The organism is Hyphomicrobium sp. (assembly GCF_019753045.1).
In the GTDB taxonomy this organism is placed as follows: Bacteria; Pseudomonadota; Alphaproteobacteria; order Rhizobiales; family Hyphomicrobiaceae; genus Hyphomicrobium_B.
Window position 1 is genome coordinate 83,609 of sequence record NZ_JAIELN010000011.1, and the last position, 12,903, is coordinate 96,511.

Consider the following 12,903-nt stretch of genomic DNA (forward strand, 5'->3'; position numbering starts at 1 on the left):
GATGAGACCTCGCAGGTCTTCGAGTTTCTAGAAAAGCTTCAGGCCTGGAGGCAACGGAAGGCCGCCGGTGATCTCGGCCATCTTGTCCTGCATGGCCGTATCGACCTTGCTGCGCGCGTCAACCGCCGCGGCCACGATCAGATCTTCGAGAATCTCGACTTCGTCCGGCTTCATCAGGCTTGGATCGATCCGCACCCGTTTTACTTCGCCCTTGCCGTCGACGGTCAAATGCACCAGACCGCCGCCCGACTGGCCTTCATGCTCGGCCTTGGCGAGATCGTCCTGCATCTCTTTGAGGCGAGCCTGCATCTGGCCCACCTGCTTCATCATTCCCATAATGTCTTTCATATCGTCCTCGCGGCATCATGCCGAAATATTGAAATTCTTGGGCGAGCTTTAGACCGCTTCGCTCTCACTGTCCGTATCTGTGTCACGTGCAGCAATTCTCCGCACCTCGGCGATCTTCGCATCGGGAAAAGCTTCGAGCACAGCCCGCACCGCCGGATGCGCTTTGAGCGATTCGAGTTCGGCCGCTTCGCGTTGCCGGCGCACGGCGCCGACGGCCGGAGCACCGGCTTCTTTCGAAAGCAAAACGACCCAGCGCCGGTTCGTCCAGGCATTGAGTTTCTCGCGAAGCTCGTTGGGAAGCTCCGGAGGCGCCTCGGGGAAAAGAAACAGATCGATTGACCCCGCGGCCGCGTCGAATTTCACGAGGCTCACATGATCTTCGAGATGGATTGTGAGCTTCACATCGCGCTTCGCGCTTGCAAGCGCAATGACCTCGTCGAACGAACGCGGATTGGCGACGGGAAAAGCACTCGGACTTTCTCCATCGTCTTCGTCATCGCCGATCGGTTCGCCGTCGTCGAAATCAAAATCGTCCGTAGATTCGTCGTCCGCAATTTCGGCAACCGGCGCCCCGGTACGCGAATTGAGGGGACCACGTTGATCTGCGGTGCCCCCGCCGTCGCCCGCGGGAAGAGCCGGACGCCGCGCCGGCACGGCCCCGCCACCGACCGCCCGGATCAATTCATCCGGCGTCGGCAGATCCGACGTGTAGGCAAGGCGAATGAGCACCATCTCGGCCGCGACGCGCGGATTGGGCGCCCGTGCTGTTTCTTCGAAGCCTTTGACGAGCATCTGCCACGCGCGCGACAGGTATGGCATCGAAAGCCGGCCCGCGAGATCTTTGAGCCGCGCTTTTTCTTCAGCCGTCAGGCCTTCGCCCGCAGGCTCTTCGCCAACGGCTTTGACACGCGCGATGGCATGCACGGCTTCGGCAAGGTCGGACACGACCTCGGCTGCTTCGGCGCCGTCACGATGCAGCGAAGACAGCCCTTGAAGCGCTCCGGCGACATCGCCGCGGAAGAGACATTCCGCAAGATCGAAAATGCGTGCGCGGTCGGCGAGACCGAGCATGTCCCGCACCTTCGCGGCGGTCACATGCCCCTCGCCCATCGCGATGGCCTGATCAAGAATCGAAAGTCCGTCGCGAACCGAGCCCTCGGCCGCACGCGCGATCAGTTGCAAGGCATCCGAATCGGCACTCGCACCCTCGGCGCCGACAATTTTCTGAAAATGCTCGGCAAGCACCGGCTGCTCGACGCGGCGCAGATCGAACCGCTGGCAGCGTGACAGCACCGTTACCGGAACTTTGCGGATTTCGGTCGTCGCGAAAATGAAGCGGACATGCGCGGGCGGCTCTTCAAGCGTCTTCAGGAGCGCGTTGAACGCGCCCTTCGACAGCATGTGAACCTCGTCGATGAGGAAGACTTTGGTGCGCGCAACGAGCGGCGTGTACTGCGAGCTCTCGATGATTTCGCGAATGTTGTCGACGCCGGTATTCGACGCGGCGTCCATTTCGAGCACGTCCGGATGACGGCCCTCCATGATGTCTTTGCAATGAACGCCGAGACCCGGCATGTCGATCGTCGGCTTGTCGTAGCCGGGCGCTTCGTAATTGAGCGCACGCGCCAGAATGCGTGCCGTCGTCGTCTTGCCGACGCCGCGCACGCCGGTAAGCATATAGCCCTGCGCGATCCGCCCCGACGCAAAGGCGTTCCGGAGCGTCGTCACCATCGCCGACTGCCCGATCAGGTCGTCGAACGTCGCCGGACGGTACTTACGCGCCAAAACGACATAAGGCTTCGCGGGCTCTGAGCCGCCAGAAGCCTCCACGCCGTCCGACGCATCTGATTTTTTCTTTGCCATGATCCCTGAGCCAACTTTCGCCCGAAGGGCGAGGGAGCAAGGCGACCCGCGGTGAGCCGCGCCCCCGCGGAGAGCGCCGGATCGCCCTTGCGATCCGATTAGCGCTCGTGAGCGAGTAAAGAGAGGCTGGCGAACGACCCGACTTCTGATCGTTAGGGCTGCTTCCTTCCGGACCTGACCCGGTTGGCGACGAATTCGTCCGTCGCCAGCCCGCTCTTATAATGGGCCGAGCAGCGGAAAAGTACAACCCTTCGGAAGATCAAGGATTTAACTCATCCTCGAAAATCTGAGGCGGCCAGATGTCCTCGGCCATCAACTCGGGCGCTTGATCGGCACGAGACCGCTTGCGGCAAGCTCGCGGGCTTCCTTCCGGAATGGGCTTGCCGGATAGGTGCCGAAAATTTTCGTCTGCGTCGAGAAGAAGGAAAGCTCTTCCAGAGCCAGCTGAACGGGCCGGTCGACCGGGTGGCCTTCGATATCGGCGAAAAACATCGTCGCGTTGAAGGTGCCTTCTTCCTGATAGCTCTCGAGCTTCGTCATGTTGACGCCGTTCGTCGCGAAGCCGCCCAGCGCCTTGTAGAGAGCCGCCGGGACGTTGCGGACCCGGAAGAGAAACGTGGTCATGACGGGGCCATTCCCGGGCTCCGCATCGTCCGGGTCCTTTGCCAGAATGACGAACCGCGTCGTGTTGTGCTCCTGATCCTCGACGTCGCTCTTCAGGATCTTCAGCCCGTAGATTTCGGCCGCAAGCCGCGACGCGATGGCGCCTGTGGAAAGGTCGTCGCTTTCCGCAACGAGCCGCGCGGAACCGGCGGTGTCAGCTTCCGGAACTGGTTTCAACCCGAGCATGCGCAGCGTGTTCCGGCATTGGCCGAGCGCCTGCGTGTGGCTCATGACCCGCTTGATCGTCGACATGCTGGCTTCGGGCTTCGCCATCAGCTGGTGGCGCACCCGCAGAAAGTGCTCGCCGACGATGTAGAGACCGGCATCGGGCAGCAGATGATGGATGTCGGCAACACGCCCGGCGACCGAATTTTCAACCGGGATCATCGCATACTGCGCTTCCCCTGTTTTGACCGCCGCCAATGCGTCCTCGAACGTCGGATAGGCGATGCTTTCGAAATCTGGGTAAGCCTCGCGCGCCGCCAGATGCGAATTCGCCCCCGGCTCGCCTTGGTACGAGATTTTGCCGGCGCCGAGCTCGGAGCCCGATTGATTTGTCATAGCCTGTCGATTGTCCGGGAGAAGATGCTAGGGCGCGATGAGGCGGCGGGCGCGCTCAAGGTCGGCCGGAGTATCGACACCGAGAGGAACGGTGTCAACGATAGCGACGTCGATGCGCATTTGAGCCTCAAGTGCCCGTAATTGCTCAAGTTTCTCCCGTTTCTCAAGAACCGCTGGAGGCAACCCGACGAAGCGTTCGAGACTGTCGCGGCGATAAGCGTAGATCCCGATGTGATGAAAAAGCGGCCCCTCGCCGTGAGGCGCGGTAGCGCGCGTAAAATAAAGCGCCCTGAGCCGGTTCTCGCCAATCGGCGTCCCAACGACCTTCACGACGTTCGGATTGCCTCGCTCCTCGTCATCGGAAATGACCGCCGCAAGGGTAGCGATATCCGTTTCACCCGACGCGAGCGGCGCAACGCATTCCTGCACGAGCCGGGGATCGAGCGTCGGCAGATCACCCTGCAGATTGACGATGATCTCGGCTTTGCGCGCCGGATCGACCTTGGTCACGGCCTCGTAAATGCGATCCGAGCCCGATGCGTGATCGGCGCGCGTCATGACGGCCTCGCCACCGGCCGCTTTCACCGCCTGCAAAATCTCGGCGCTGTCCGTCGCGACGATGACGCGCCCCGCGTTCGCTTCGACCGCACGTTGCCAGACGTGGACGATCATCGGCTTTCCATGAATGTCGGCGAGCGGCTTTCCGGGAAGCCGCGTCGCCTGCATCCGCGCCGGTATGAGGGTGAGAGATTCTTGGGCCACTGGGCTGAGTTCTTTTGTTCGGTGACAAATTGCCACGATATCGCTATCGACATTCAAAAAACGTCGACGTGCTTGCGGGGTGGACGAGCTTATATACCGCAAATCGATCTCGTCACCTTGAATTGCGCGTCCCGGGGAAGCCGAAGAGGGAGCGAAGTTAAATGGACAGTTTCGAGTTCACGAAGATTGCGGGCGCTGTGCTGTCGGCGCTGCTTTTGATTTTCGGAGTGAAGACGGCAATCGACATGACCGTCGGGCATACGCCGGAGAAGCCGGGATTCGTGCTGCCGACGGCCGCACCCGCCTCCGAGGCCGCCGCACCCAAGGAAGGCGCTGCGGCAACCGCGCCCGCAGCTGGCGGCGGTGGAGAAGAAGTCGTCGCACTCCTGGCGAAGGCAAATCCCGAAAACGGCAAAGCCATATTCAAGAAATGCCAGGCCTGCCACGTGTCCGAAAAAGGCAAGGCGCCGACCGTCGGGCCGAACCTGTGGGACGTCGTTAATCGCCCGAAGGCGAGCTATCCGGGTTTTGCCTATTCAGAGGCAATGAAGAAAAAAGGCGGCGATTGGTCGTTCGAAGAACTCGCGCATTTTCTCCATGGCCCCAAAACCTTCATTCCGGGCACCAAAATGGTGTTCAACGGGCTCCCCTCCGCGTCTGATGAAGCAGACGTAATCGCCTATCTGGCGACGCTTGCAGATACCCCCGTTCCACTGCCAAAATGACGGCGTTTTAACTCGCTAAGAACGGAAAACTTTGCGACCCTGCCGGGCACTTGGCGGGGTCGTTTCATGTCCGGCTCACGTCTGGCCGGGCGGCCTTATCCCCGGTCACCGGCGCCGCGTTAAGCTGGAATGGCAAGTGAGAATTGGAAGGACGAAGTCGAATATGCAGATGCGCCTGACGCCGTTCGTTGTTGCCGCGCTGGCGTTCCTCAGTTTCTGGCCGATCCCGAACCCGGCAATGGCGGATGAATCCCAGTGCCACAACGCCATCTCTCTCGTCGGCGCGCCGAAATACGGACCGGACTTCAAAAATTTCGATTGGGTCAATCCCGACGCGCCGAAAGGCGGGACCGTGCGCCAATGGGCGAACGGCACCTTCGACACGCTGAACCCCTTCTCCGACAAAGGCGTCAAGGCTGCGGGACTTGGACTCCTGTACGACAGCCTGTTCACGCCGAGCCTTGACGAGCCCTCGACGCAATACGCGCTCATCGCCGAGTGCGCGTCCTATCCGGATGATTTTTCCTCGGTGACTTTCAAGCTCCGCCCCGAAGCGAAATTTCAGGACGGTCAACCCATCACGCCCGAAGACGTGATCTTCTCGTTCGAGGAGTTCAAGAAGGTCAATCCGTTCTACGCGTTCTACTACAAGAACGTCCAAAAGGCGGAAAAGACCGGCGATCACGAAGTGAAGTTCACGTTCGACAAGGCAGGCAATCGCGAGTTGCCGATGATCGTCGGCGAGCTGAACATCGTGCCGAAGCATTACTGGGAAGGCAAAGACGCCAACGGCAAGCAGCGCAGTCTCGCCGAGACCACTGTCGAGCCGCCGCTCGGCAACGGCCCCTACAAAATCAAGTCGGTCGATACGAGCCGCAAGATCAGCTACGAGCGCGTCCCCGACTATTGGGCGAAAGATCTGCCCGTGATGCGCGGGCAGCAGAATTTCGACATTCTGGAATACACGTATTATCGCGACCGCACGCCCGCCTTCGAAGACTTCAAGACGGGATCGCTCGACGTCTGGGGCGAGAACCAGGCCGCAGCCTGGGCGACGCAGTACAATTTCGACGCCCTAAAGAAGGGCCTCGTGAAAAAGGAAGCGATCCCCGTCAAGCGGGTCGCGCCGATGCAGGCATTCGTCTTCAATCTCCGCCGCCCGCAATTCCAAGATCCGCGTGTGCGCCAGGCGTTCAACCTGCTTTTCAACTTCGAGGAAACCAACAAGAAGCTGTTCTTCGATCTCTATCAGCGCGTCGATAGCTACTTCGCCAATTCCGATCTCGCGGCGACTGGCCTGCCACAAGGACGCGAACTCGAAATCTTGAACGAAGTGAAAGACGGGATCCCGCCGGAAGTTTTCACGACCGAGTGGAAAAACCCGGTCAACGCGCAGGAAGGCGATTATCGCAAGCATCAGCAGGAAGCGCTGAAGCTTCTGGAAGCAGCAGGCTGGAAAATCAGGAGCGAGCAAATCGACGATCCGTCGTGCGGCACCTGGTGCAAGATCCAGCAGAAAATCGGCCTTTCATCGGCCTCGACCGCGCGTGCCCTTCGCAACGATAAGGGCGAGCAGATGACGGTCGAGTTCCTGATCAACGGCGATACGTTCGAACGGATCATCCTGCCTTATGTGAAAGACCTTTCCGCACTCGGCATTAAGGCGACCGTGCGTAACGTCGACGATGCGCAGTACAAGCAGCGCGAAGACAATCGCGACTTCGATATCATCGTCGACTCGTTCGCCCAGTCGAATTCGCCCGGCAACGAGCAGCGGGATTTCTGGGGCTCGGCATCGGCCGACAAACCGGGCAGCCGCAATACGGCCGGCATCAAGAACCCGGCAGTCGATAAGATCGTCGACAAGATCGTGTTCGCCAAGGATCGCGACGATCTCGTTGCTGCAACCCACGCGCTCGACCGCGTGCTGCTGTGGAATAACTACGTCGTGCCGCACTGGCATTATCCCTACGAACGCCTCGCCTACTGGGACATCTTCGGACGCCCGGCGAAATTGCCGTCGCAGACAGCGGGTCTGACGCAGGTGTGGTGGTACGACGCCGACAAGGCAAAGGCCGTTCAAGCCGCGAAGGGAAAATGACCCGCGTGCCCCGATCTCCATCAGCACGAACGATGACACTACTCCCGGTGACGTTCCTCACTGCGCTGGCGTTGCTGTTCTCCGTGTCATTCGCTAGGATCGCGAGCGCCGAACCGCGCCATGGTCTCTCGGTGTTTGGCGAGCTTAAATACCCGGCGGATTTCCAGCACTTCGACTACGTCAACGCCGACGCGCCGAAGGGCGGCCGCATGGTGACGATGGGAACCGGCGGCGCCAACACGTTCGACACGTTGAACCAGTTCATCCTGAAAGGTGACGCCGCCCAGGGCCTCGACCTCTTGTTCGATGCCCTGATGGTGCGCGCCCAGGACGAGCCCGATGCCGTCTATGGGCTCGTCGCCAAGTCGGCCGATGTCGCGCCGGACGGCATGTCGGTCACGTTCAAGCTGCGCCCCGAAGCGAAATTCTCCGATGGTTCCCCGCTGACTGCCGAGGACGTCGTCTTTTCCTTCGGCATCTTGAAGGAAAAAGGCCATCCCGCGATCTCGATGACGCTGCGCGATGTCGTCTCCGCGGAAGCGCTCGATAAGGAAACGGTGCGCTACACGTTCAAAGGCACACTTGTGCGCGATCTGCCGATCACCGTCGCCCAGTTGCCCGTACTGTCGAAGGCCTATTACGCGACCCAGCCGTTCGAGGAGACGTCCCTGAAGCCGCCGCTCGGCTCAGGCCCCTACAAGATCAAAAGCTTCAATCCCGGCACCGACATCACCTACACGCGGCGCGAGGATTATTGGGCGAAGGATCTGCCGGTCAACAGAGGCCGGTATAACCTCGACGAGATCCGCTACGACTATTACCGCGATCGCAACATTGAACTCGAAGCGGTGAAGTCCGGCAACATGGACCTCCGCGAGGAATTCTCGAGCATCTCCTGGGCGACCGGCTACAACATCCCGGCCGTCACCGAAGGCCGCCTGGTGAAGGTGTCACTACCCGACGATCGCCCGTCCGGGGCGCAAGGCTATTTTCTCAACACCCGCCGCGACAAGTTCAAGGACCCGCGCGTTCGCCAGGCGCTCGATCTCGTTTTCGATTTCGAATGGTCGAACAAGAAATTGTTCTACGGGCTCTACAAGCGCACGACGAGCTACTTCGAAAATTCCGACATGAAGGCGACGGGGAAGCCGAGCCCGGAAGAACTAGCGCTGCTCGAGCCCTACAAAGATAAACTCGCATCCGAAGTCTTCGACGAGCCCTATACACCGCCGGTGACGGACGGCAGCGGCAACAACCGCGACAACCTGAAGAAGGCCCGCGATCTTCTCATCGCAGCAGGCTGGAAACCCGGCTCCGATAATTTCTTGCATAACGACAAAGGCGAGCGGCTGACGATCGAATTTCTCGACTTCGAGGCGATGTTCGAGCGCATCACTGTTCCCTACACGGAAAACTTGAAGCGCATAGGCGTCGACGCCTCGTGGCGGCTCGTTGATCCCGCCCAATATGAGCGGCGCGTGAAGGCGTTCGATTTCGATATCGCGACCCAGCGCTATTCCTTGCGGCTGACGCCGGGCATCGAGATGCGCAGCTATTGGGGGTCGGAGGCAGCCAAGACCGATGGCTCTTTTAACCTCGCCGGCATATCAGATCCCGTTATCGATGCCCTCGTCGACAAAGTTGTCGCAGCGAAATCGCGGGCCGAATTGGTCACAGCGACGCGCTCCATTGATCGCGTGCTCCGTGCAGGTCATTATTGGGTTCCGCACTGGTATAAGGCGTCTTACGGGATAGCGTATTGGAATAAATACGCGCGACCTGCCGTGCAGCCCAAATATGATGCGGGCATACTCGATACGTGGTGGTACGATCCGGCGAAGGCCGCAGCGTTAAGCTCCGGTAAGCCGACCGCTCAAACTCAGGAACAACCGGCAAAGCCCTGATGGCTGTTTATCTTTTAAAACGCATACTGCTGGTGATCCCGACTCTGCTCGGGATCATGCTGTTCTCGTTCATCATCATCCAGTTCGCTCCTGGCGGACCGGTCGAGCGCATGATCGCTGAATTGACGGGACAATCGTCCTCGATTGTCAGCCGCATGGGTGGCGGCGGGGGCGACACGCTCGGCGGCGGAGCCATGAGCAATCAGCTCGGCGTCGGCGGCGGCGATTCCATCACCTCGAAATATCGCGGCGCCCAGGGGCTCGACCCCGCCTTCATCAAGAGTCTCGAGAAGCAGTTCGGCTTCGATAAGCCTGCCTACGAACGCTTCTACCTGATGATGAAGAACTTCCTGACGTTCGATTTCGGCAAGAGCTATTTCCGCGACGTCTCGGTGCTGCAGCTGATCAAGGAGAAGCTTCCGGTTTCGATCTCGCTCGGCATTTGGATGACGCTGCTGACCTACCTGATCTCGATACCGCTCGGCATTCGCAAGGCCGTAAAGGACGGCGAGCCGTTCGATACGTGGTCGAGCGCGGTCCTCGTGATCGGCTACGCGATACCGGGGTTCCTGTTCGCGGTCCTTCTGCTGATTCTTTTCGCGGGCTCGCAGTTCTTCCACTGGTTCCCATCGCGCGGCCTGTTCTCCGATAACTGGGATCAGCTGTCGTTCTTCGGCAAAGTCACCGACTATCTGTGGCACCTCGTGCTGCCGATGATCGCGATGGCCGTCGGCTCGTTCACCGCGATGACGTTCCTGACGAAGAACTCGTTCCTGGACGAGATCCGCAAACAATACGTCGTGGCGGCACGTGCCAAGGGCCTGACCGAAAGCCAGGTCCTTTATGGCCACGTCTTCCGCAACGCCATGCTGCTTGTCATCTCGGGCTTTCCGGCAGCCTTCATCAGCGCGTTCTTCTCAGGCGCGCTCCTGATCGAAACGATCTTCTCGCTTGACGGTCTCGGCCTTCTCTCGTTCGAGAGCATCGAAAAGCGCGACTATCCCGTCGTGTTCGCGTCGCTCTACATCTTCTCGCTCGTCGGCCTGTTCGTCGGCATCCTATCGGACTTCGTCTATACCCTCGTCGATCCTCGCATCGACTTCGAGACGCGCGAGGTATGACGATGGATCAACGGGCCGACCGCGCATCAGGCGCCACCGTATCGCCGGAAGCGGCACCCGCGAAATCGCGCATTCAACGGCTGCGGGAGCGCTTCCGGCTTTCGCCTGTCAACCGCCGCCGCTGGGAACGGTTCAAGTCCCACAAGATCGGCTATCGCTCGTTCCTCATTTTCACGACCCTGTTCGTCGCCTCGCTCTTCGCCGAGTTCATCGCCAACGACCGCCCGCTGATCGCGAGCTACAAGGGCGAAATCCTGTTTCCCGTTGTCGTCGATTATCCTGAAGAGAAGTTCGGCGGCTTCCTTGCCGTCACCGACTACAGGACGCCCGACATAGCGAACGAGATCAACGCCAACGGCTGGATGCTGTGGCCGCCGATCCGCTATTCTTATTCGACGATCAACAAGGATTACCCTGGCCGCATCGGCGAAAGCGGCGTGTGCCTCGGCTATCCGGCGCCGCCTCCGTGGGCAACGTCTCTCAAGCTCTGCCCCGCGCCGCCCGACCAGCTCGCGCGCTTTGAGGAACTTGGAAATACCAATTGGCTCGGCCTCGATGATCAAGGTCGAGACGTGCTCGCGCGCGTGATCTACGGCTTCCGTATTTCCGTACTCTTCGGCCTGATCCTGACGATCGTCTCGTCCGCAGTCGGCGTTGTAGCAGGCGCAGTGCAAGGCTACTTCGGCGGCCGCGTCGATCTCATATTCCAGCGCCTGCTCGAAATATGGAACTCGATCCCGGAACTGTTCGTGTTGCTCATCATATCCTCGCTCTTCGTTCCAGGATTCTGGACGCTGCTCGGAATTTTGATGGTCTTCAGCTGGACGTCTCTCGTCGGCCTCGTCCGCGCCGAGTTCCTTCGTGGCCGCAACCTCGAATACGTCCGCGCCGCGCGGGCGCTCGGCCTGTCCGACTGGCAGATCATGTTCAAGCACTTGCTGCCGAACGCGATGGTCGCGACACTGACGTTCCTGCCGTTCAAGCTTTCGGGCGGCATCGCAGCCCTGACGGCGCTCGACTTCCTGGGGCTCGGCATGCCGCCCGGTTCTCCCTCGCTCGGCGAGCTTCTGCTGCAAGGCAAGAAGCACCTCGAAGCGCCGTGGCTCGGCATATCGGGCTTCATCGCCGTCTCAATTATCCTGTCGCTCGCGATCTTCATGGGTGAAGCCGTGCGCGACGCGCTCGATCCGCGAAAGACCTTCAGGGGCAAGAGTTGATGTCAGCCGCAACGCCTCTCATCGATGTCCGCAATCTGTCTGTCGCTTTCGGCGACGGCGCCGAGGCCGTGCGCGTTGTCAAAGGCGTGTCGTTCACCGTCGGCAAGGGTGAGACGGTCGCGCTTGTCGGCGAATCCGGCTCCGGCAAGACCGTCTCCGCAATGTCGATCCTGCGCCTGCTTCCCAATTCCGCCTCCCATCCAACGGGCGAGATTCTGTTCGAGGGGAAGGACATCCTGAAGACGAACCCCGCCGAGCTGCGCGCAATCCGCGGCCGGCGCATCTCCATCATCTTCCAGGAGCCGATGACGACGCTCAACCCGCTTCACACCATCGAGAAGCAGGTCGGCGAGATTATCAAGCTGCATCAGACCCTCTCGGATGCGAAGACCCGCGAACGCGTCCTCGAGCTTCTGGTTAAGGTCGGCATCCGCGATCCCGAGAAACGCCTCGGCGCCTATCCGCATCAGCTGTCCGGCGGCCAGCGTCAGCGCGTGATGATCGCGATCGCGCTCGCCAACAAGCCGGACCTGCTGATCGCCGACGAGCCGACAACCGCTCTCGACGTGACGATCCAGGCGCAAATCCTCGAGCTTCTGAAGTCGCTGCAAAAAGAGATGGGCATGGCCATGCTGCTCATCACACACGACCTCGGCATCGTCCGCCGGATGGCCGAACGCGTCTACGTCATGCGCCACGGTGAAATCGTCGAAACGGGACCAGCGGAAGAAGTCTTCACGGAGCCGAAGCATCCCTACACGCGCCATCTGCTCGAAGCCGAGCCCAAAGGAATGCCGCCGACGACCGACACCACGCGGCCCGTGGTCGTCGAGACCGACAACCTCAAAGTCTGGTTCCCGATCAAGCAGGGTTTGCTGCAGCGGACGGTCGATTACGTCAAAGCAGTCGACGGATTGTCGATGAAGCTCAGGGCCGGCGAAACCTTGGGCGTCGTCGGCGAATCGGGTTCGGGCAAGACGACGCTCGGCCTCGCCATTTTGCGTCTTCTCTCCTCCGACGGACCGATCGCTTACGTCGGCAAGCGTATCGACGGCTTGACGAACAAAGAGATGCGTCCGCTCCGCAAGGAAATGCAGATCGTCTTCCAAGACCCCTACGGTTCTCTCTCGCCGCGCCTCACGGTGGGCCAGATCATCGAAGAAGGGCTGACGATTCAAAACCCCGAGCTTGACGACAGCCAGCGCCGGGATCGCGTAAGCGCCGCCCTGACGGAGGTCGGTCTCGACCCAACGTCCCAGGATCGCTATCCGCATGAGTTCTCGGGCGGACAGCGCCAACGCATCGCCATCGCTCGCGCCATGGTGTTGCAGCCGAAATTCGTCATGCTCGACGAACCGACGAGCGCGCTCGACATGAGCGTTCAAGCGCAGATCGTCGATCTCTTGCGCGACCTGCAGACGAGGCACGATCTCGCGTATCTCTTCATCAGTCACGACCTGAAGGTCGTGCGCGCGCTTTGCAACTACGTCATCGTGATGAAGAACGGCAAAGTCGTCGAGGAAGGCCCCGCGCGCGACATCTTTGAAAAGCCGAAGGACGAGTATACGAAGGCTCTTCTCGCGGCCGCGTTCGACATCAAAGTCGCCCACAGAGGAGCGCTCGCGAGCTGAACAGGAG

At 60.5% G+C, this 12,903-nt stretch carries 10 protein-coding genes and 1 other RNA gene; 6 read left to right on the top strand and 5 right to left on the bottom strand.

Annotated features, from left to right (window positions below; all coding sequences use genetic code 11):
• Positions 1 to 27: 27 nt before the first annotated feature.
• The 5 genes from K2Q04_RS13695 to K2Q04_RS13715 form a co-directional block, all read right to left on the bottom strand.
• On the bottom strand, positions 28 to 348 hold the full coding sequence (locus tag K2Q04_RS13695; protein ID WP_291164765.1) for a YbaB/EbfC family nucleoid-associated protein: 321 nt from the start codon (positions 346 to 348) through the stop codon (positions 28 to 30).
• A gap of 48 nt (positions 349 to 396) precedes the next feature.
• Positions 397 to 2,211: a DNA polymerase III subunit gamma/tau gene (locus K2Q04_RS13700; RefSeq protein WP_291164768.1), complete on the bottom strand. Its 1,815-nt coding sequence runs from the start codon at positions 2,209 to 2,211 to the stop codon at positions 397 to 399.
• A 118-nt stretch (positions 2,212 to 2,329) separates the two neighbouring features.
• An RNA gene (gene ffs, locus K2Q04_RS13705) (signal recognition particle sRNA small type) lies at positions 2,330 to 2,425 on the bottom strand.
• A gap of 98 nt (positions 2,426 to 2,523) precedes the next feature.
• A complete protein-coding gene (locus tag K2Q04_RS13710) occupies positions 2,524 to 3,435 on the bottom strand; it encodes a prephenate dehydratase (protein ID WP_291164771.1) in 912 nt (303 codons plus the stop codon).
• A gap of 27 nt (positions 3,436 to 3,462) precedes the next feature.
• Positions 3,463 to 4,197 (bottom strand): 3-deoxy-manno-octulosonate cytidylyltransferase, encoded by a 735-nt coding sequence (locus K2Q04_RS13715; protein WP_291164774.1) that lies wholly within the window; start codon positions 4,195 to 4,197, stop codon positions 3,463 to 3,465.
• A gap of 161 nt (positions 4,198 to 4,358) precedes the next feature.
• Between K2Q04_RS13715 and K2Q04_RS13720 the strand changes: the two genes are divergently transcribed.
• The 6 genes from K2Q04_RS13720 to K2Q04_RS13745 all read left to right on the top strand — a co-directional run bounded on the left by K2Q04_RS13720 (position 4,359) and on the right by K2Q04_RS13745 (position 12,896).
• Positions 4,359 to 4,922: a cytochrome c family protein gene (locus tag K2Q04_RS13720; protein WP_291164777.1), complete on the top strand. Its 564-nt coding sequence runs from the start codon at positions 4,359 to 4,361 to the stop codon at positions 4,920 to 4,922.
• Positions 4,923 to 5,058: 136 nt separating this feature from the next.
• Positions 5,059 to 7,023, top strand: coding sequence for an extracellular solute-binding protein (locus K2Q04_RS13725; protein ID WP_291164779.1), 1,965 nt, complete (start codon positions 5,059 to 5,061; stop codon positions 7,021 to 7,023).
• 32 nt (positions 7,024 to 7,055) lie between these two features.
• Entirely contained in the window at positions 7,056 to 8,927 is a 1,872-nt protein-coding gene (locus tag K2Q04_RS13730; protein WP_291164782.1) for an extracellular solute-binding protein, read from the top strand.
• A complete protein-coding gene (locus tag K2Q04_RS13735; protein WP_291164785.1) occupies positions 8,927 to 10,048 on the top strand; it encodes a microcin C ABC transporter permease YejB in 1,122 nt (373 codons plus the stop codon). The genes K2Q04_RS13730 and K2Q04_RS13735 overlap by 1 nt, the downstream gene beginning before the upstream one ends.
• Positions 10,049 to 10,050: 2 nt before the next feature.
• Complete coding sequence (locus tag K2Q04_RS13740; protein ID WP_291164949.1) at positions 10,051 to 11,265, top strand: ABC transporter permease; 1,215 nt, start codon at positions 10,051 to 10,053, stop codon at positions 11,263 to 11,265.
• Complete coding sequence (locus K2Q04_RS13745; RefSeq protein ID WP_291164788.1) at positions 11,265 to 12,896, top strand: ABC transporter ATP-binding protein; 1,632 nt, start codon at positions 11,265 to 11,267, stop codon at positions 12,894 to 12,896. Before K2Q04_RS13740 ends, K2Q04_RS13745 begins: the two co-directional genes overlap by 1 nt.
• The last annotated feature ends 7 nt before the right edge of the window (positions 12,897 to 12,903 follow it).